This window comes from Kineococcus gynurae, assembly GCF_042433995.1.
Classification (GTDB): Bacteria; Actinomycetota; Actinomycetes; order Actinomycetales; family Kineococcaceae; genus Kineococcus; species Kineococcus gynurae.
The window spans coordinates 427,734-446,634 of sequence record NZ_JBHLUI010000012.1 but is presented as its reverse complement, the minus strand read 5'-3'; the positions used below and the strand labels follow the sequence as shown (position 1 = coordinate 446,634).

18 protein-coding genes are annotated in these 18,901 nt (G+C 73.0%); 4 read left to right on the top strand and 14 right to left on the bottom strand.

What is annotated here, in order from left to right; genetic code table 11:
* The 5 genes from ACFFKU_RS18035 to ACFFKU_RS18015 all read right to left on the bottom strand — a co-directional run bounded on the left by ACFFKU_RS18035 (position 1) and on the right by ACFFKU_RS18015 (position 5,927).
* Positions 1 to 1,314, bottom strand: a complete 1,314-nt coding sequence (locus ACFFKU_RS18035) for a GNAT family N-acetyltransferase (protein WP_380140176.1) — start codon at positions 1,312 to 1,314, stop codon at positions 1 to 3.
* A 204-nt stretch (positions 1,315 to 1,518) separates the two neighbouring features.
* Positions 1,519 to 2,787, bottom strand: coding sequence for an ABC transporter ATP-binding protein (locus ACFFKU_RS18030; RefSeq protein ID WP_380140174.1), 1,269 nt, complete (start codon positions 2,785 to 2,787; stop codon positions 1,519 to 1,521).
* Between the two features lie 13 nt (positions 2,788 to 2,800).
* Positions 2,801 to 3,637, bottom strand: coding sequence for a carbohydrate ABC transporter permease (locus ACFFKU_RS18025; protein WP_380140293.1), 837 nt, complete (start codon positions 3,635 to 3,637; stop codon positions 2,801 to 2,803).
* An 8-nt stretch (positions 3,638 to 3,645) separates the two neighbouring features.
* Positions 3,646 to 4,602 (bottom strand): carbohydrate ABC transporter permease, encoded by a 957-nt coding sequence (locus ACFFKU_RS18020; protein ID WP_380140172.1) that lies wholly within the window; start codon positions 4,600 to 4,602, stop codon positions 3,646 to 3,648.
* Positions 4,599 to 5,927: an extracellular solute-binding protein gene (locus ACFFKU_RS18015; RefSeq protein ID WP_380140170.1), complete on the bottom strand. Its 1,329-nt coding sequence runs from the start codon at positions 5,925 to 5,927 to the stop codon at positions 4,599 to 4,601. The genes ACFFKU_RS18020 and ACFFKU_RS18015 overlap by 4 nt, the downstream gene beginning before the upstream one ends.
* 168 nt (positions 5,928 to 6,095) lie before the next feature.
* Between ACFFKU_RS18015 and ACFFKU_RS18010 the strand changes: the two genes are divergently transcribed.
* Positions 6,096 to 7,496, top strand: coding sequence for a class II fumarate hydratase (locus ACFFKU_RS18010; RefSeq protein ID WP_380140168.1), 1,401 nt, complete (start codon positions 6,096 to 6,098; stop codon positions 7,494 to 7,496).
* A gap of 50 nt (positions 7,497 to 7,546) precedes the next feature.
* Here the strand turns inward: ACFFKU_RS18010 and ACFFKU_RS18005 are convergent, their stop codons facing one another.
* Positions 7,547 to 8,575, bottom strand: coding sequence for a LuxR C-terminal-related transcriptional regulator (locus ACFFKU_RS18005; protein WP_380140166.1), 1,029 nt, complete (start codon positions 8,573 to 8,575; stop codon positions 7,547 to 7,549).
* Positions 8,576 to 8,736: 161 nt separating this feature from the next.
* On the opposite strand from ACFFKU_RS18005, the gene ACFFKU_RS18000 reads away from it, so the two are divergent.
* The gene (locus ACFFKU_RS18000; protein ID WP_380140164.1) at positions 8,737 to 9,201 is read left to right on the top strand and encodes a peptidase inhibitor family I36 protein; all 465 of its coding nucleotides are present in this window, start codon (positions 8,737 to 8,739) and stop codon (positions 9,199 to 9,201) included.
* Positions 9,202 to 9,235: 34 nt separating this feature from the next.
* On the opposite strand, the gene ACFFKU_RS17995 is transcribed toward ACFFKU_RS18000, so the two are convergent.
* The 3 genes from ACFFKU_RS17995 to rpsD all read right to left on the bottom strand — a co-directional run bounded on the left by ACFFKU_RS17995 (position 9,236) and on the right by rpsD (position 10,685).
* A complete protein-coding gene (locus ACFFKU_RS17995; protein WP_380140162.1) occupies positions 9,236 to 9,379 on the bottom strand; it encodes a hypothetical protein in 144 nt (47 codons plus the stop codon).
* A gap of 50 nt (positions 9,380 to 9,429) precedes the next feature.
* Positions 9,430 to 9,981, bottom strand: coding sequence for a ferritin (locus tag ACFFKU_RS17990; RefSeq protein WP_380140160.1), 552 nt, complete (start codon positions 9,979 to 9,981; stop codon positions 9,430 to 9,432).
* Between the two features lie 95 nt (positions 9,982 to 10,076).
* A complete protein-coding gene (gene rpsD / locus ACFFKU_RS17985; protein ID WP_380140158.1) occupies positions 10,077 to 10,685 on the bottom strand; it encodes a 30S ribosomal protein S4 in 609 nt (202 codons plus the stop codon).
* A 214-nt stretch (positions 10,686 to 10,899) separates the two neighbouring features.
* Between rpsD and ACFFKU_RS17980 the strand changes: the two genes are divergently transcribed.
* Positions 10,900 to 11,790: a hypothetical protein gene (locus tag ACFFKU_RS17980; RefSeq protein ID WP_380140156.1), complete on the top strand. Its 891-nt coding sequence runs from the start codon at positions 10,900 to 10,902 to the stop codon at positions 11,788 to 11,790.
* Between the two features lie 21 nt (positions 11,791 to 11,811).
* On the opposite strand, the gene ACFFKU_RS17975 is transcribed toward ACFFKU_RS17980, so the two are convergent.
* The 3 genes from ACFFKU_RS17975 to ACFFKU_RS17965 form a co-directional block, all read right to left on the bottom strand.
* Positions 11,812 to 12,489 (bottom strand): aggregation-promoting factor C-terminal-like domain-containing protein, encoded by a 678-nt coding sequence (locus ACFFKU_RS17975; protein WP_380140154.1) that lies wholly within the window; start codon positions 12,487 to 12,489, stop codon positions 11,812 to 11,814.
* 326 nt (positions 12,490 to 12,815) lie between these two features.
* Positions 12,816 to 14,063 (bottom strand): RNA 5'-3' helicase PhoH2, encoded by a 1,248-nt coding sequence (gene phoH2 / locus ACFFKU_RS17970; RefSeq protein ID WP_380140292.1) that lies wholly within the window; start codon positions 14,061 to 14,063, stop codon positions 12,816 to 12,818.
* 385 nt (positions 14,064 to 14,448) lie between these two features.
* Entirely contained in the window at positions 14,449 to 15,210 is a 762-nt protein-coding gene (locus tag ACFFKU_RS17965; RefSeq protein WP_380140152.1) for an isoprenyl transferase, read from the bottom strand.
* 88 nt (positions 15,211 to 15,298) lie between these two features.
* Between ACFFKU_RS17965 and trhA the strand changes: the two genes are divergently transcribed.
* Positions 15,299 to 15,988 (top strand): PAQR family membrane homeostasis protein TrhA, encoded by a 690-nt coding sequence (gene trhA, locus ACFFKU_RS17960; protein WP_380140150.1) that lies wholly within the window; start codon positions 15,299 to 15,301, stop codon positions 15,986 to 15,988.
* Between the two features lie 7 nt (positions 15,989 to 15,995).
* Here the strand turns inward: trhA and ACFFKU_RS17955 are convergent, their stop codons facing one another.
* Positions 15,996 to 18,050 carry a thioredoxin domain-containing protein gene (locus ACFFKU_RS17955; RefSeq protein ID WP_380140148.1) on the bottom strand — a complete coding sequence of 685 codons (2,055 nt, stop codon included), beginning with the start codon at positions 18,048 to 18,050 and terminating at the stop codon, positions 15,996 to 15,998.
* A 55-nt stretch (positions 18,051 to 18,105) separates the two neighbouring features.
* Positions 18,106 to 18,888, bottom strand: coding sequence for a hypothetical protein (locus tag ACFFKU_RS17950; protein WP_380140146.1), 783 nt, complete (start codon positions 18,886 to 18,888; stop codon positions 18,106 to 18,108).
* Positions 18,889 to 18,901: the final 13 nt, after the last annotated feature.

Sequence of the window (18,901 nt, the reverse complement as noted above, 5' to 3'; positions counted from 1 at the left end):
TCAGCGGCCGGGCCGGAGCCGGTTCAAGCGGCCGAGGGAGGCGGCGGTCTCCCGACGGGCCCGGTCCACCCCGCGGCCCAGGCCGGAGACCGCCCCGTCGAGACGACGGGAGCGGCGGATCTCGTCGCGGTAGGTGCGCCGGAGCAGGACGACCCGGTCGACCAGGGCGGTCATCGGCGGCGCGTCCGGGCGCAGGATGACCCGGACCGTCGTCCGGGTCCGCCGGGCGCCGCGCCGCTTGTACTCCTCCTCCCCGCGCAGCAGGTCGAGCTCGTCGTAGCCGGCCTCGAGCGCCCGCCGGCGCAGGCGCAGCAGCAGCAGGGCCCCCGGCCCCACGTCGGCCCAGTCGCGGCGGTAGCTCTGGACGTACCCGTGCAGCGCCCGCGGACCGGCCAGGCAGAAGGTGTAGGCGATCAGGTCCCCGTCGACCCGCAGGCCGGCCAGCTGCAGGACCGGGCGGGGGGTGGTGGCCAGGAGCTGGAACAGGGTCCGGCCCGACGTCCCGCGCCACGGCTGCTCGCGCTCGGCGGCACGGGGGTGCGCGGCGTCGACCGCCCCCAGCTCGGCGACCAGCGCGCGCAGGGCGTCCAGGTCTCCCGGGGCGACGTCGGCCAGCAGGTCGTCGGCCGCCTCGACCTGCCCGCGGCGCAGCAGCCGTCGCCACTGCCGACGCTCCTCGTGCCGCGCGTGCCGGCCCAGGGCGCGGTCGTGCTCGGCGACGGTGGCGGGCAGGGCGAGGGCGTGCACGCTGGACTGGCGCAGCCGACGGAGGCCGTAGCCCCGCGCCCGCGCCCACACGTCGAGGGCCTCGTGCAGGGGTTCGCCCTCGACGACCCGTTCCAGGTCGAGGATGGCCCCGGGCACCTCGGCCACCACGGCGTCGAGGACGGCCGCGACCAGCCGGGTCGCCGGGACGGGACAGGTGGGGTCGCACAGCACGGTCGCGTAGTCGCTGACCCCGGATCCGTAGAAGGTGATGAGGGGGCGGCCGCCGCGCCGCCCGGGTGCACGCAGACCGGGATGCACGGCGAAGGCGCCCAGGGCGAGCAGCCGACCCTGGCGCCGCACGGTGACGAGCAGGGGTTCACCGGTGCCGAGGTGGGCGGCCACCGCGAGCACCCAGTCCGGCCCGCAGAACGGGGGCGCGCCCGCCCCGACCTGCAACGCGCGCCACTCCGGGACGGGGGCGCCCGCGAGCCCGCGGCGGAGCACCACCTGCAGGTCGTCGAGCACCGGCGCCGGGGTCGGCGCGGGCACCGGGACGACCTCGGGATCGAGGGCGGGACGGCCGGAGGACAGGGCGTCCGTCGACAACGTCAGGCACCTCCCTCGGGCTCGGCGGAGCAGCCCGCGCGGGGGCTGTCGCTGGATCTGGCCGCAGACTAACCAGGGGGTCCGACACGACGGGGTCCGGCACGCGGGTGGGGGCCCGGCCGTGCCCCGACCGGACCCCCACCCATCGACGGAGAGTGTCAAACAGCCACTCTGCGTCGATCACGCCGACGATGCAGCGGCCCGTCAGGCCCCCGAGGGGGCCGGGCTGCGCTCGTCCTGCTGCTGCTGGGCCCGCTCCAGGGAACGCCGCCGCAGCTTCTCCGACTGCTCCCCGATCCGTGCGGCCTTCTCCTCGTCCCGGGTAAGGTTGGCGCCGGAGGATGGGTCGAACACGTGCATCCGCCGGGGGTCGAACCACAGCCGGGCCCGGTCCCCGTCGCGCACCCCGCTCATCGCGTCGAGGGTGACCACCAGCTGGCTGCGCATGCTCTCGCCGTCCAGCTCACGGTCGAGCTCGGCGAGCTGGGCCTTCGTCTCCTCCTCGGCCTCGAAGGGCAGGTAGGCGTAGAGCTCGTTGCCCAGCCACTCGGTCACGTCGACGTCAGCCTCGAAGGTCGCCGCCCCCTCGGGCTGGTCGGTGACCTCGGCGTCGTCGAAGTGCTCCGGGCGGATGCCGACGATGAGGAGCTTGCCGTCGTGCCCGCCGTCGCGGACCACCGGCGGGGCCGGCACCTCGCAGAACGGCAGCTGCAGCCGGTCCCCGGCCACCCGGGCGGGCAGGAAGTTCATCGGCGGGGACCCGATGAACCCGGCCACGAAGAGGTTGACGGGCTGCTCGTACAGCTCGCGAGGGCTGGCCACCTGCTGCAGCGACCCCTTGCGCAGCACCGCGACCCGGTCGCCGAGGGTCATCGCCTCGGTCTGGTCGTGGGTGACGTAGACCGTGGTGGTGGCCAGCGACCGCTGCATGCGGGCGATCTCGGTGCGCATCTGCCCGCGCAGCTTGGCGTCGAGGTTGGACAGCGGCTCGTCGAAGAGGAACGCCTTGGCGTCGCGGACGATGGCCCGCCCCATGGCCACGCGCTGCCGTTGCCCCCCGGAGAGGTTGGCCGGCTTGCGCGACAGGTGCTCGTTCAGCTCGAGCATGTCCGCGGCCCGCTGGACCCGGGCCTTGATCTCCTTCTCGTCCACCTTGGAGTGCCCGAGCCGCAGCGGGAAGGCGATGTTCTCCCCCACGGTCAGGTGCGGGTAGAGCGCGTAGTTCTGGAAGACCATCGCCAGGTCGCGGTCGCGCGGCGCGAGGTCGTTGACCCGCTTGCCGTCGATGAGCAGGTCCCCCTCGGTGATGTCCTCCAGGCCGACGATCATCCGCAGCAGCGTGGACTTCCCGCAGCCGGAGGGCCCGACGAGGATGACGAACTCCCCGTCGGCGATGTCCAGGCTGACGTCGTTCACGGCGGGGAACCCGTCGCCGTACTTCTTGACGATGTTCTTGAGCTCGATGCGTGCCATGAGTTCTTCCTCCTCAGCCCTTGACGGCGCCGTTGGTCAGGCCGGCCACGATCCGCCGCTGGAACAGCAGCGCGAGCAGGACGACGGGGATGGTGACGATGACCGCGGCCGCACTGATGGCGCCCGTCGGCTGCACGAAGTAGCTGGACCCGGTGAACGAGCTGAGCGCCGCCGGGACCGGTTGGGCCCGCGTCGTCGAGGTCAGCGAGATCCCGAAGACGAAGTCGTTCCAGGCGATGAAGAACGCGATGATCGCCGTGGTGAAGACGCCCGGTGCGGCCAGCGGGACGATGACCTTGCGGAACGCCTGCCAGCTCGTCGCGCCGTCGACCTGGGCGGCCTGCTCCATGTCCCACGGGATCTGCCGGAAGAACGCCGACATCGTCCAGATGGAGATCGGCAGCGTGAGCGCCAGGTAGGGCAGGATCAGCCCGGGGATCGTGTCGTAGAGCCCGATCTGCCGCCACAGGTTGAAGATCGGGGTCACCATCGTGATGACCGGGAACACCGCCACCGCCAGCGCCGAGGTGAGCACGACCCGCTTGCCGGGGAAGTCCAGCCGGGCGATCGCGTAGGCGGCGAACATCGCCAAGACCACGGCGATGAACGTCGCGAGCAGGCAGGTGATGATGGAGTTGCGCAACGCCGCGATGAACAGCTCCGAGGCGTTTCCGGTGAAGATCTCGCTGTAGTTCGCGAAGGTGGGGCTGGTCGGGAAGAAGTTCCCGGCCTGGGAGAGCTCCCCCTCGCTCTTGAGGCTCAGCGAGACGATCCAGACGACGGGCACCAGCGCGTACAGGACGATGAGCAGCGCCCCGAGGTACCAGAGCACCTTCTCCTTGGTGGACATCGCACCCATCAGGACTCCCCCCTCGCCCGGGCCAGGTCGACCTTGAACACCTTGATCGCGATGAAGCAGATGACGATGACGCAGACGAACAGCAGCACCGACACGGCCGACCCCAGCCCGATCTCGAGCCGGGAGATGGTCTGGTTGTAGGCGAGGAACGACACCGTCTCGGTGTCGGCCGCCCCCTTGGTCATGATGAAGACGTTGTCGAAGATGCGGAACGCGTCCAGCGCCCGGAACAGCAGGGCCACCATGATCGAGGCCTTCATGTTCGGCAGCGTGACCTTCCACAGCCGCTCCCACGCGGTCGCCCCGTCGACCTTGGCCGCCTCGTGCATGTCCTCCGGCACCTGGGCGAGCCCGGCCAGCAGCAGCAACGAGATGAACGGCGTGGTCTTCCAGATCTCCGACAGGCAGATGACCAGCAGGGCCGTCCACTTGTTGGCGAACCAGTCGAAGTCGTCGAGGTTCAGGACGGCGTTCATGAACCCGGTGGTCAGCCCGAACGCGTACTGCCAGGCGTAGGCCGAGACGACGGTGATGATGGCGTAGGGCACGAGGATCGCGGTGCGGACGATGGGTCGCAGCCACCCCAGCACCTTGTGCATGACCATCGCGAGGGCGAACCCGAGGACGAGTTCCACCGCGACCGTGACCACCGTGATGAGCACGGTGTTCGCCAACGACGACAGCCACAGCGGGTCGGTCAGGATGACCCCGTAGTTGCGCAGGCCGATGAACTCCCGGTCGGCCGGGGCGGTGAGACGGTAGCTCCAGAGCGAGTCGTAGAGCGCCTGCAGGATGGGGTAACCGGTGACCGCGACGAGGATGACGAACGCGGGCCCGGCCAGGTACCAGCCGAGCCGGGCCTCCTGCCGGGCCCGGTCGGTCGCCTTCGGGCGTCGACCGGCCGGCGTCGCTCCCCCGTCGCGCGTCCCGCGCCGGGAACTGGTGTCCACACTCATAGCAACCGCTCCCCTCGCAGCACGGCGGTGATGAACTCCTGCGCCTCCTCCGGGGTCCGTTCGCTCACGCCCGAGACGGGCTGGAACGTGTCCTGGATCCCCGAGGAGACCTCGTTGTAGTAGGCCGTCTGCGGCCGCGGGGCCGCGTTCTGCAGGGACTCCCGGATGGCGTCGGCCATGGGGAACGCCTCGCGCACCGCCGGGTCGTCGTAGGCCGCGACGGCGGCCGCCGGGTTCCCGTCGGAGATCATGTAGGCCGCCTGCTTGTCGGCGGCCACGATGCACCGCACCGCCTCCAGCGCCTGGTCCGGGTGCTCGGTGAACGCCCCGATCCCGATGTCGATGCCGCCCAGCGGGGGCGCGGACTCCTGGTCGGCGCTCATCCGGGGGAACTGGGCCCAGCCGTAGTCCTCGAACACGGCCCGGTCCATCGTGCCCCCCTCGGCCGCCGCGGCGGCCTGGGCGTACACGAAGGGCCAGTTCAGCATGAACATGGCCCCGTCCTGCTGGAACAGGTTGGCCGTCGCGGCCTCGTCGCGGTTGTCGATCCCCGGACCGAGGACCCCCTTCTCGGTCATCTGCCGCATGACGTCGGCCGCCGCGCGCCCGGCGTCGGAGTCGAGGCCGAGACGCAGTTCGTCGGCCGACGCCTCCGGGTTCTCGATCACCGACCCGCCCGCGGACTCGACCATGGCGTTGACCCACACCGTCATCGACTCCGCCCGCGCGCCCTGCTCGGCGAGGACCGATCCCTGCGACGCCGCGGCGTCGATGACCTGCTGCCAGGTGACCGGCTGGGACAGGTCCAGCCCGGCGGCCTCGACCATCGACGTGCGGTACCAGAGCAGCTGGGTGTTGGCCCAGAACGGTGCGGTGACCAGTTCGTCCTTCCAGGAGGCCCCCTGCACGGCTCCCTCGACGATGCCGTCGGTGAACGTGTCCTGGAGCTCGGCCGGCAGCGGCAGGAGGAACCCGGCCTCGGCCGTCTCCGGGACGAACACCGGGTCCAGGCTCATCAGGTCGATCGAGGAGTCGTTGCCCGCGAGGCGTCTCATCAGCTGCTCGCGCTGCGCCGAGGCCGAGCTCGGCAGCACCGAGACCTCCAACGACCAGGCGCCGCCGGACTCCTCGGTGCACTGCTGGGCGATGGTCGCCTGTCCGCCGTTGTCGGGGTTCACGTACCAGGTCAGCTCGGGGGGTCCGGACCCCGCCGAGGACCCGCACGAGGTGAGGGTCGCGGCCAGGACCGCCGCTGCGCAGCCCGCCCCCAGCCCGGTCCGTCGCCGCAGGTGGGGGGCGCCCCCACCGCTGCTCGTTCGTCTCATCGCGCCTCCTCAGGTGTGCTTCGTCGCGACGGGACATGGCTACACCCGGCTCACAGTTCGGGCACGGTGAGAACACAGCGAGGGGCGGATCGTGACCCCACCGTTGTGTGTCCGGCCTCACCCGCCCCGGGGTCCGGAGGGGGTCCGGCGCACGGCAGGATGGTCCCCATGGACCAGAGTGGGTACCGCATCGAACACGACACCATGGGTGAGGTCCGCGTCCCCGCGGCCGCGAAGTACCGGGCGCAGACGCAGCGCGCCGTCGAGAACTTCCCCATCTCCGGCACCGGCCTCGAACGTGCGCACATCGAGGCCCTGGCCCGGATCAAGAAGGCGGCGGCGCTGGCCAACGCCGAGCTGGGCGTGCTGGAGCGGGACGTCGCCGACGCCGTCGCGGCCGCCGCCGAGGACGTGGCCGGCGGCGCCTACGACGGGGACTTCCCCGTCGACATCTTCCAGACCGGGTCCGGCACCAGCTCGAACATGAACGCCAACGAGGTCATCGCGACCCTGGCGACCGAGCGGCTCGGCTCCCCCGTCCACCCCAACGACCACGTCAACGCCTCGCAGTCGAGCAACGACGTGTTCCCCACCTCCGTCCACGTCGCGGCGACCTCCGCCGTGGTCAACGACCTGGTCCCGGCCCTGCGCCACCTCGAGGCCTCGTTGCGGCGCAAGGCCGAGGAGTTCGCCCCGGTGGTGAAGTCCGGTCGCACCCACCTGATGGACGCGACGCCGGTCACGCTGGGCCAGGAGTTCGCCGGGTACGCGGCCCAGGTCAGGCGCGGGATCGAGCGGGTCGAGGCCACCGTCGTCCGCGTCGCCGAGGTCCCCCTGGGCGGCACCGCGGTCGGCACCGGCATCAACACCCCGCCCGGCTTCCCGCAGCGGGTCATCGAGCTGCTGGCCGCCGACACCGGGCTGCCGCTCACCGAGGCCGAGGACCACTTCGAGGCCCAGGGCGCCCGCGATGCGCTCGTGGAACTCTCCGGGGCGCTGCGCGTCGTGGCCGTGAGCGTCACGAAGATCTGCAACGACCTGCGCTGGATGGGTTCCGGCCCGCGGACCGGCCTCGGCGAACTGCGCCTGCCCGACCTGCAGCCCGGTTCCTCGATCATGCCGGGCAAGGTGAACCCGGTCATCCCCGAGGCCGCGCTGATGGTGGCCGCGCAGGTCGTCGGCAACGACGCCGCAGTGGCCTGGGCCGGGGCGTCGGGGTCGTTCGAGCTGAACGTGCAGATCCCGGTCATGGCCCGCAACGTGCTGGAGTCCGCGCGCCTGCTCGGCAACGTCTCGAAACTCCTCGCCGACCGCTGCGTCGACGGTCTGGAGGCCGACGTCGAGCAGTGCCGCCGCTTCGCCGAGTCCTCCCCCTCGATCGTGACCCCGCTCAACCGGGTCATCGGCTACGAGGCTGCGGCCAAGGTGGCCAAGCACGCGGTCAAGGAGAACCTGACCGTCCGCGAGGCGGTCGTGGGACTCGGGTACGTGGAGCGCGGTGAGGTGAGCGAGGAGCAGCTCGACGCCGCCCTCGACGTCATGAGCATGACGACGCCCAAGAAGGCCTGAACCGGCACACCGGAGGCCGGTCCCCCCGCGGGGGCCGGCCTCCGGCGCGATCAGGCGTCGGGGTCGGCGACCGCCGGGTCCAGCACGGGAAGCAGCCCCAGTTCCCGGCCCTTGAGCACGGCCGACAGCCGGTCCCCCACCCCGAGGGTGCGGTAGAGGTTCTCCAGGTGCTTGTGGACGGTCCGTTCGCTGACGCCCATCAGTCGGGCGATCGCCGCCGCCGTCCGTCCCTCCCCGAGGTGGCCGAGGGCCAGCAGTTGGCGGGGCGTGAGCCCGCCCGGGACCCGGTGGCCCGCACCGACCTCGTCCAGCACCACCGCGGAGCACCCGGGCAGGGCCGGACGTCGCTGCAACCGCAGGATCCCGACCGCCGTCGACATCGACCCCTCGGGACGTCCGGGGGACAACTGCCCGCACGTCACCCCCCGCAGCGTCGCCAACGCGACGCGGTGCCGCTCCAGCAGCTCGTCGGCCTCCGCGTTGCGGTAGACGACGGCCACCGGCCCGAAGATCACCAGACCCGCGCCCTCGGCGACCGCCCGGTCCAGGTGGAGCACGACCTCCCGACGACGACGGGCCCGCGCGGCGCGCCGGAGAGCGGGGTCGAGGGCCTGCAGCATCTCGACCTCGTCGTCGCGGAACGGCCGGTCGCGGTTCACCCCCCACCCCTGCACGACCCGCCCTCCGGGCAGACGGTGGCCGATGACCACCGCGTGGGTCAGCCCGACCGGGTCCAGCAGCTCGCGCCGCCAAGGGTTGCGGGCCCAGTCCCCCGACTCGGGGATCTGCTCGGCCCGGACCGCGGCCAGGTCCCCCCGCTCGGCGAGGTGGCGCATGCCCGGGTTGTGGGCCAGCACCTCCTCGACCCCGTTGACGGCGAGCGGGATCAGCAGGTCCGGGGTCTCGCGCATCTCCCCGGCCCCGGTGACGAGGTCGAGCTCCCCGGACCCGGCGACCTCCGCCGGGACGAGGCGGAGCAGGCACTCCAGCTCGGCCCGGTACGGATCGCTCTCCCCCTCGGCGTCGAGCAGGTCGAACCCGATGTCACGCACCGACCGCCACTGAGCGTCGCTGAGCATGCGCCTGGGGTATCACGGATCTCCGAGCGGCGCGCCGGACGCCCACCACCCACCGAGAACTACGCAGAACTGCGTAGGCCGACCACCCCGCGCGGCCGCGCGGCCTACAACGGTGGGACGCCGCCCGCGGTGGGCGGTGAGACCAGACAGGGAGTCTGCTCATGCTCAGCACCGGCACGTCCGCCACCCGTTCCACCCGCACCTCCCCGCGCACCCGTCGGGCCCGCCGCGTCGTCGCGGCCGCCCTGGCCGTGAGCGGCCTTGCCGTCGTCGGACCGGTCACCGCCGCCGACGCGGCCACCCCGCGCAACGGCGTGTGCGAGAGCGGGGAGGTCTGCTTCTACTACCTCTCGAACTACCAGGGCTCGTTGTCCGACTTCACGAGTTCCGTGTCCACCTACGGGACCGACCCCGCGACCTGCTACGTGTTCAAGACCCGGGGACTGTCCGGTTACAACGCCTGCATCAAGAACAACGTGCAGTCCGTCTGGAACCGGTCGACCCGCGCGGTTCGGGTGTACTACAACAGCAACTACTCGGGGGCGTCGCAGCTCATCCCCGCGAACTCGTACACGAACCTCAACACTTCGTTGCGCGACAACAACGCCTCGCACAAGTTCCTCTGAACCACCCTCGGCCGAGGTGGCGTGACCGGACCGGTCACGCCACCTTGACGAGTTTCCGCTTCTTGACCGTGTACCCCTCCGGCAGCGTCCCGTCCTTGAGCATCTGGAGGGGGCAGCGACTGCACCGCGGCTTGGACACGCAGCACTTCTGCTTGGGCCACCGCCGCTTCTTCGCCACCCCGCGACGCTAGCACCGGGCCCGGGCGCCGGCCCCCGGGAGCAGCGCCCTCAGAGCGCCCCGCCGGCCACGGGCGGGGCGGTCGGGTCGGCACCCTCGGGGCCGTGCTCGCGGGCGATCCAGTCCTCGACCTTGAACAGGTCGTCCCCGGCGCGCTGGACGATCGTGAGCAGCGTCGACATGCTCGCGACCTCCTCGACCTGCTCCTTGAGGAACCACAGCACGAACTGCTCGGCCATGAAGTCCGACTCGCGTCGGGCCGCGGCCATCAAACCCTCGATCGCCGTCGTGACCGCCTTCTCCTGCTGCAGCGCGAGCGAGATGAGTTCACTGACCTCGGTGAAGTCGTTGCGCACCGCGGGGGTCGCCGGGATGGTCACCGGCAGGTCCCGGTCGAGCTGGAACTGCACCATCATCATCCCGTGGTTCCGCTCCTCCAACGCCTGCGCGTAGAAGAGTTTCGCCAGCTGCTGCAGGTCGTGGGCGTCGAACCACACGGCCAGCGCGACGTACTGCTGGTGGGCGTGGAACTCCATGGCGACCTGCCCGACGAGCAGGTCGGCGAAGGAGGTGGTGGTCGGCGGGGTCTGCACCTGGGTCATGATCGGCACCGTACTGGAAACGGGACCGGGCCCGGGAACGCCGGAGGGCGCCGACCGTGCGGTCGACGCCCTCCGGGTGGAACCCTGCTCGGGCCTCAGCGCGAGTAGTACTCGACGACGAGCTGCTCGTCGCAGGTCACCGGGATCTGCTCACGGACCGGCAGCGCGAGGATGCGAGCCGAGAGGTCCTGGCGCTGCACGTCGAGCCAGCCCGGGATCTCGTTGTCCGACCAGCCACCCTCGGCGGCCACGATGAACGGGGTCTTCGCCTTGGACCGCGGGGCGACCTCCACGACCTGGCCGGGGACGACCCGGTAGGACGGACGGTCGACGCGCAGGCCGTCGACGACGATGTGACGGTGCACGACCATCTGCCGGGCCTGGTAGATGGTGCGGGCGAAGCCGGCCCGCCAGACGACGGCGTCGAGACGGGTCTCGAGCAGCGTGACCAGGTTCGCACCGGTCTTGCCCGGCTTGCGCTTGGCCAGGTCGTAGGCCCGACGCAGCTGGGTCTCGCTGATGTCGTACTGGTACCGAAGGCGCTGCTTCTCCTTCAGCTGCGTCGCGTAGTCCGACGCCTTCTTCTGCTTGCGGCCGTGCATGCCCGGCGGGTACGGGCGACGGTCCATGTAGCGCGCGGCCTTCGGGGTGAGGGCCACGCCCAGCGCGCGAGAGATGCGCACCTTGGGTCGTGCGTTGTTCATTCCGTCTCCTGATCGTAAGGTAAGCCTGTCCTGACCGAAGGGAGACCTCATCAGAGGTCTCCGACACCGCCAGCACAGGACGATCGCGCTCCGAGGAGGCACAGTGACTCAGCCGGGTACTCGTTCCAGCACCGCCTGGACCACCGCACCCAGCACCGCCACGTCGAGTGACGGCACGGAGCGCACCGAGCCCAACTCTACCGGTCAGGCGGGGGTGCCCCCGACCATCGAGGCGCCCACCGGCGACCGCCGCCCCTCCCCCGCGCAGTGGGCGCGGACGCTGGCCCTGGGGGTCGTCCCCGGCACGCTGGTCCTGCCGACCGACGACGGGCACGCCACCGACTGCCCCGGCGCCCACGCGGGCTCCGGCGGGCGGGAGCGGCAGGCCCGGGCCGGCACCGTGGGCCACCCCGTCCAGCACCTCACCGACCCGATGGGCGGGTTGCTGCTGCTCGTGGAGGACGACTCGCCCCTGGCGGTGCGCCTGCTGGAGCTGACGAGTCAGGCCGCGCACGCCGCCCACGGCGGGGCCACCTACGGGGTCCCGGCGGCCCTCGACGTCCTCGACGTGCCGCCCGGGCGGGCGAGCCTGCCGCGGGCGCGACTGTGCATCACCGGATGGGTCGAGGCGGTCTCCTCCGCACGACAGCGCGAACTGGCCGGGGACGCCGCCTCGGTCCGGCCCCTCGGGGCCCTGCTCGACGTGGGCTCCTCCCGTCGCCTGTGGCGCCTGGAGGTCGCCGACGTGCGGGTCACGACCGGCTCGGAGGTCCACCTGCTGGACGAGGACGAGGTGCTGCTGGCCACGCCGGACCCGCTCTACGTCGACGAAGACTCCCTCGTCGCCCACCTGGAGCACCAGCACAGCGACGCGCTGATCGGCTGGGTGCTCGGGCGGCTGAGGGCGGCGGAGGCCGCCGAGGTGCGCGAGGTGTCGGTGCTCGGCGTGGACCGCTACGGCCTCGACGTGCTCGTCACGACCGGGACGCGCACCCGGACCCTGCGGGGGTCCTTCGACCGGGCGGTCGGGCGGGAGCACCCGCTCGGCGAAGCGCTCTGCCGTCTCTTCGCCTGCCCCTGCGGCGGGCTCTCGCACCGCCGCTGAGTCCGGGATCGCGCCCGGGAATCAGTACCAGTTGACCGACTGCGAGTGCGACCACGCCCGGCAGGGCGAGCCGTAGCGGTTCTCGATGTACCCCAGGCCCCAGGTGATCTGGGTGAGGGGGTTGGTCTCCCAGTCGGCCCCGGCGGAGGCCATCTTCTTGCCGGGGAGGGCCTGCGGGATCCCGTAGGCGCTGGAGGAGGGGTTGTCGGCGTCCCAGCGCCAGCCCGACTCCTTGTTCCAGAGCTTGACCAGGCAGCCGAACTGGTCGGCACCCCAGCCGCGGTCGGCGGCCAGGGCCTGCGCCGCGGCCTGCGGGTCGCGCTGGGCGTTGCGGGTGGCCTCCTGGGCGGCCGCGATGCGGGCCTCCTCGGCCAGCCGCGCGGCCTCGGCCTCGGCGGCCAGGCGCTGCTCCTCGGCGATGCGCGCGTTGGTGGCCGCCCGGGAGTCCCGCGCCGAGAAGAAGGCGTCGGCGGTCAGGTCCTGGTGGGCGGCCACGGCGGCCAGGTACAGGTGGTCCGGCTCGGCCGCCTCGGCCTCGGGGGCCGGGCCGGTGGCCGCCGAGGCCCCGAGCACCACGGTTGCGGCCAGGGTCAGGACGGCCGTCCCCGCGAGGGCGCGGCGGCGGACGAAGCCGCGCGTGCTCTCGGTCGGGCGCTCGGGGCGGACGGTGGTCGAACGGTGGGTCGGACGGTGCGGCAAACGAGGCCTTCCCTCGGTCGCCCGGCCCACGCCCGGTCGATCTTCGCGCACCACCCCGGATCACGGGAGCCCGGCCCGCTCGGGGCCGTGGGGCAGCGTCACCCGCCAGGGGTGCGATCCCGTCGTGAGGTCCGGTCCCGCACATGCCCGGGAGCGGAGCCGCGGGCGGGAGGGGGAGCCGGTGGTGCGTGCTGTCGAGGTACGACGGTGCCTGCTCCCCCGGCCTCCTGGCAAACGTCCAGACTCGGTTTCGTCACGGAGAGGTAACAGTGGCGCGACTGTTCGTCGACTTTCGTGGGCAACCTCACACGCATCCGGGTGAACGATCAGGCGCCGAAGTCGGCCAGCAGCTCCGTCACGAGTGCGGCCACCGGTGAGCGCTCCGACCGGGTGAGCGTGACGTGGGCGAACAACGGGTGCCCCTTCAGCGCCTCGACCACGGCCGCCACCCCGTCGTGCCGCCCGACCCGCAGGTTGTCCCGCTGGGCGACGTCGTGGGTGAGCACCACCTTGGAGTTCTGCCCGATCCGGGACAGGACGGTCAGCAGGACGTTGCGCTCGAGGGACTGGGCCTCGTCGACCACGACGAAGGAGTCGTGCAGCGAGCGTCCGCGGATGTGCGTGAGCGGGAGGACCTCGAGCATCCCGCGGGCCAGCACCTCCTCGACCACGTCGGGCGAGACGAGGGCCTCGAGGGTGTCGAAGACGGCCTGCCCCCAGGGCCCCATCTTCTCGGCCTCGGTCCCGGGCAGGTAGCCGAGGTCCTGACCGCCGACGGCGTAGAGCGGCCGGAACACGACCACCTTGCGGTGCTCCCGGCGTTCCAGCACGGCCTCCAGCCCGGCGCAGAGCGCGAGGGCCGACTTGCCCGTCCCGGCCCGGCCACCGAGGGAGACGATGCTGACCTCGGGGTCGAGCAGCAGGTCGAGGGCGATCCGCTGCTCGGCGGAGCGCCCGTGGACCCCGAAGGCGTCGCGGTCGCCCTTGACCAGCCGCAGCTGCTTGTCCGGCAGCACCCGGGCCAGGGCGTGGCCGCGCGGCGAGGCGAGGACGACCCCGGTGTTGGTCGGCAGCTCCCGACCCTCGGCGTGCTCGAGGCGCCCGGTCTCGTAGAGCGCGGACACCTCCTCCGCGCTCGCCCCCAGCTCGCTGACCCCGGTCCAGCCGGAGTCCGGGACGAGCTCGGCGCGGTACTCCTCGGCGGCGAGCCCCACCGCGGAGGCCTTGACCCGCAGCGGCACGTCCTTGGAGACGACCGTGACGTCGAGCCCCTCGTCGGCCAGGTTGCGGGCCACGGCCAGGATCCGGGTGTCGTTGCTGCTCGCCGAGGGCCCCACCCGCAGCCCGGCGGGGAGGGTGGCGATCTCGGAGTGGTTGAGCTCGACCCGCAGCGTGCCGCCCTGCTCCCCGATGGGCAGCGGCCGGTCCAGCCGGCCGTGACGCACGCGCAGGTCGTCGAGGCGGCGGAGGGACTCACGGGCGAGGTAGCCCAGTTCGGGGTGGTGACGCTTGCCCTCCAGCTCGGAGACCACGACCAGGGGCAGGACGACGTCGTGCTCGTCGAAGCGTTGCAGCGCACCGGGGTCGGAGAGGAGGACGGAGGTGTCGAGGACGAAGGTCCGACGGTGGACGGCGGCGTCGGCCGCGCGGGCGGCGGTCGGGGTGGGCGCTGCGGTCGTGAGGTTCTGAACCACGGACGTCTCCCGTCTCGGGAACCGACCGCGGCGCGCGGACCGGCTCCCCTCGGCAAGGAACCGGGACCTCAGGTCTCCCGTCGGGCGACCCGGGTCCGGGCCTCCCTGCTGCGTGCGGCAGCGGACACGAAGGACCTCCCGGGTGGGGCGGCGGATGCCTCCCCACGTCCCCGACGCTATCCCCGATCACCCCGAACCGCGGGAGAACCGCCGTGGGAACTCCGCCGTTCGTGTCACGGTCGGTCCCCGTTGGCGGACTGGCCCCTCAGGCGCCGTAGCGGCGTTCGCGCGCGGCGTAGGAGCGCAGCGCCCGCAGGAAGTCGACCTTGCGGAAGTCCGGCCAGAGGACCTCGCAGAAGTAGAACTCCGAGTGCGCGCTCTGCCAGAGCAGGAACCCGCTCAGCCGCTGCTCGCCGGAGGTCCGGATGACCAGGTCGGGGTCCGGCTGACCCTTGGTGTAGAGGTGGTCGGCGATGTGGTCGACGGTCACGACGTCGGCCAGCTCCTCCATCGAGGTGCCCCTGGCCGCGTGCTCGCGCAGCAAGGACCGGACGGCGTCGGCGATCTCCTGCCGACCCCCGTACCCGATCGCGACGTTGACCAGACCCGTCCGGATGTCGGCGGTCTCCTCCTGCAGCCGCCGCAGCCGCCCGGCGGTCTCGGCCGGGAGCAGGTCCAGCGCGCCGACGGGGTGCACCCTCCACCGGCGGGCCGCCGCCACGCGGGCCACGCAGTCCTCGACGATCTCGATGAGCGGGGCGAGCTCCTCGGCCGGGCGTCGGAGGTTGTCGGTGGAGAGCAGGTAGAGGGTGACGACCTCGATGCCCTCGTCGGCGCACCACCCCATGAACTCCACGACCCGGTCGGCCCCGGCGCGGTGGCCGTGGGCGGAGGTCTCGCCGAAGGCCTTGGCCCAGCGCCGGTTGCCGTCGACCATGATGCCGACGTGGCGGGGCAGCGCCGCCGAGTCCAGCGACTTCTCCAGCCGCCGCCCGTACGCGCCGTAGAGCAGGTCGCGGAAGGCCATCGGCGTCACCGTATACCCCGTCCGGCACCCCGCCCGGCAGCTCCGCCGCCCCCCCGAACCTACGGTTGCGTAGGCTACCGTCGGGGGCATGAGCCCGGCGCTCCCGATCGATCCCCCGACCCTCGCGGCGGCGCTCCGCCCCCGGTGGCGCGGCTGGCTGCACGCAGGCACCTTCCCCGCCGCCGTGGCCGCCGGGACCGTGCTCACCGCGCTCGCCCCGACGACCGCCGCGACGGTCGCCGCGGCCGTGTTCACGGTGACCGCGGCCCTGCTGTTCGGCACCAGCGCGCTCTACCACCGGCGGGTCTGGTCACCGCGGGCGAACGCCGTGCTGCGCCGGCTCGACCACAGCAACATCTTCCTGATCATCGCCGGCACCTACACCCCGATCGCGGTGACGACCCTCCCCCCGGGGCGGGCCCAGGTCCTGCTGTGGCTGGTCTGGTCGGGAGCCGTGGCCGGCATCGCCTTCCGGGTGTTCTGGGTCGGGGCGCCGCGCTGGCTGTACACCCCGATCTACGTGGCCCTCGGCTGGGTCGCGGTCGGCTACCTGGGTGACATCACCCGCGGCGGCGGCCTCGCGGTCGCCGTCCTGGTCGTGGTCGGCGGGCTGCTCTACACGGCCGGGGCGGTGGTCTACGGCCTCAAGCGGCCGAACCCCTCACCCCGCTGGTTCGGGTTCCACGAGGTGTTCCACGCGTTCACGGTCGTCGCCTTCGCGGCCCACTACGTCGGGATCTCCCTGGCCACCTACGGCGTCCACGCCACCGCCGCCTGACCGCGGCTCAGCTCAGGGCGGCGCGCAGGGCGGCCGGGTCGGTGGTCGGGGCGTCGCACACCTGACCGCGGCAGACGTAGGCGGCGGGCTCGCCCCCGACCAGACCCCGGTGGGCCAGCAGCTCGGGGCGTTCGGAGCCGGGCAGGCCCCGGGCGACGACGAGCCCGGGCGCGGTCCCGGCGAGCGCGGTCCGGTGCAGCTCGGCCCCGGCCGGGTCGCCCGGGTCGGACAGCACCGCCACCTCGCGCGGGCCGTCCAGCCAGGCCTCGGCGACGGCGAGCCCCTGCCCGGCGAAGCGCGGTGCCGCCCCGCCCACGGCGACGGCGGGGCCGAGTGCACGACTGGCCGCCTCCCGGAACTCCTCCGCCCCGGTCAGGGCCCCGAGGCTCAGCAGCAGCCCCGCGGCGGCCGACGTGCCCGACGGCGTGGCCCCGTCGGTGGGGTCGGTGGCCCGCCCCTCCCCCGCCCGGGCCGCGGCCAGCGCGGGGTCCACCGCGTGCTCGGCCACGTCGACCAACCGACCCTGCTCGTCGGTGAACGCGGTGCGGACCTGCTCGCCGAGGTCCAGGGCGACGTCGAACCAGCGGATCTCCCCCGACACCGCGTAGAGGGCCAGCACACCCTCGCCGAGGTCGCCGAGGTCCTCCAGGACGGCGGGCGGTTCCCCGACGACCCCGTCGCGCGACACCCGCCGCCAGCGACCCTCGACGCGGTGCACCGAGACCAGGAGCTCCGCGGCCCGGCGGGCGGCCACGAGCAGGTCGGGACGGCCGAAGACCGCCCCCGCCTCGGCCAGGGCGGCGACCGCCAGACCGTTCCAGGCGAGCACCACCTTGTCGTCGCGGCCGGGTTGGGGCCGGTCGGCCCGGGCCGCGGCCAGCCGTTCCCGGACCCGCGCGAACCGGTCGAGCTCGTCGTCGGCCAGGGCCCGGTCCAGCTGCAGGGTCGAGGTGCCGTGCTCGAAGGTCCCGGTCTCGCTCACCCGGAACAGCTCGACGGCCCACGGACCGTCCTCCACCCCGAGCACCTCGAGCAGTTCCGCGGGGGTCCAGACGTAGGTGGCGCCCTCGACGGCGTGCACCCGACCGTCCGGGTCGGGCACGGGGGTGTCGGCGTCGAGCGAGGCGGCGAAGGCCCCCTCGGAGGTCTGCAGCTCGGCGATCATCCAGTCGCAGGTGCCCTCGGCCACCCGGCGGTGCTCCGCGTTCCCGGTCGCGCGGAAGGAATGGACGTAGGCCCGGGCCAGCAACGCGTTGTCGTACAACATCTTCTCGAAGTGCGGGACCACCCAGGCGGCGTCGACGGCGTAGCGCGCGAAACCCCCGCCGACCTGGTCGTGGATGCCACCCCGGGCCATCGCGGTCAGCGTGCGCGAGGCCAGCCCGGCCGCCTCCGCCGATCCGGTGCGGGCGGCGTGGCGCAGCAGGAACTCCACCACCATGGAGGGCGGGAACTTCGGGGCGCCGCCGAAACCCCCGCGCTCGCGGTCCTCCTCGGTGAGCAGGCGCCGGACGGCCTCGGCGGCGAGGCGATCGGTGGGGACCTCGGCCGAGGCGGGCAGCTGCGGCGTCGCAAGCGCCGTGGCGATCCGCGCCCCCGAGGCCAGCACCTCCTCGCGACGGTCCCGCCACGCCTCGGCGACGGCGGCCAGCACCTGCCGGAACGCGGGCAGCTGCGGGTGCGCCCGCGGCGGGAAGTACGTTCCGGCGTAGAAGATCTGCCCCTCGGGCGTGCAGAACGTCGTCATCGGCCAGCCACCCTGACCGGTCATCGCCGTCGTCGCCGCCATGTGGACGGCGTCGACGTCCGGACGTTCCTCCCGGTCGACCTTGACGCAGACGAACGCCGCGTTCATCTCGGCCGCGGTCTGCGGGTCCTCGAAGGACTCGTGGGCCATGACGTGGCACCAGTGGCAGGCCGCGTACCCGGTGGAGACCAGCACCGGGACGTCCCGGCGGGCGGCCTCCGCGAACGCGTCGGCCCCCCACTCCCACCAGTGGACGGGGTTGTCCCGGTGCTGCTGGAGGTACGGACTCGTCGCCTGCGCCAACCGGTTCGCCACGTCGCGAGAGTAGGCGTCCCCTGCGGGGTCCGGCCCGCCGAGATGCCGGCCGGGATCAGTCCTGGGGTTCGTCGGCGACGCCGGAGTCGTCGCCGCAGACGGTGCCGTGCGCCCCGGCGACGGCCGGGTCGTCCGCGGTGACCCCGCTCACGACGGTCGTGGTCGCGTCGTTGTGCGCGCTGCTGCGGTTCACGTCGACCACGACCCGGGTCCGCGTCACCGTCCACCGTTCGTCGGGACCGCTGCGCGCGTCGACGCCGTACAGGTCGAGCCCGTCGTCACCGGGCCGGCACTGCAGGCCCGTCCCGACGTCGGTGAAACCCAGGCCGAAGGTGTACTGCTGCCCTTGCGGGTTCGTCAGCTCGACCAGCCCGGGGTTCTCGACGCGGTAGCCGTAGAGCAGGACGGAGCGCCCGGTGTCGAGCAGGACGACCGGCTGACCGCCCTGCAGGATCGCGGCCGAGGCCGAGGCGGCCTGCGGCGCGGCCGAGGTGAAGGGGACCGACTGCGTGCCGTGCCCGGTCGTGGTGACCCCCAGGGTCCGGACCCCGTCCACGTCGGCCAACCACAGGGTGTCGGGCCGACCGTCCCCGTCGAGGTCGACCACCGTGGCCGACCCCGCGCCGGCCGGGGGGCCGCTGGTCCGGGCGGCGCTGGTCGGGGCGGCGCTGGTCTGGGCGGCGCTGGTCTGGGCGCTCGTCGGAGCGCCCATCGCGGCTCCCTCCCCGGTCCCGCCGCAACCGGCCAGCACCAGCGCGGCCAGCAACCCCGGGGTCGGTGCCGCCCGACGCCACCGGGCGCCCGGACGTCGGGGACGGCGTTCCTCGGAGCCGGCCATGGTCCTCATCCTC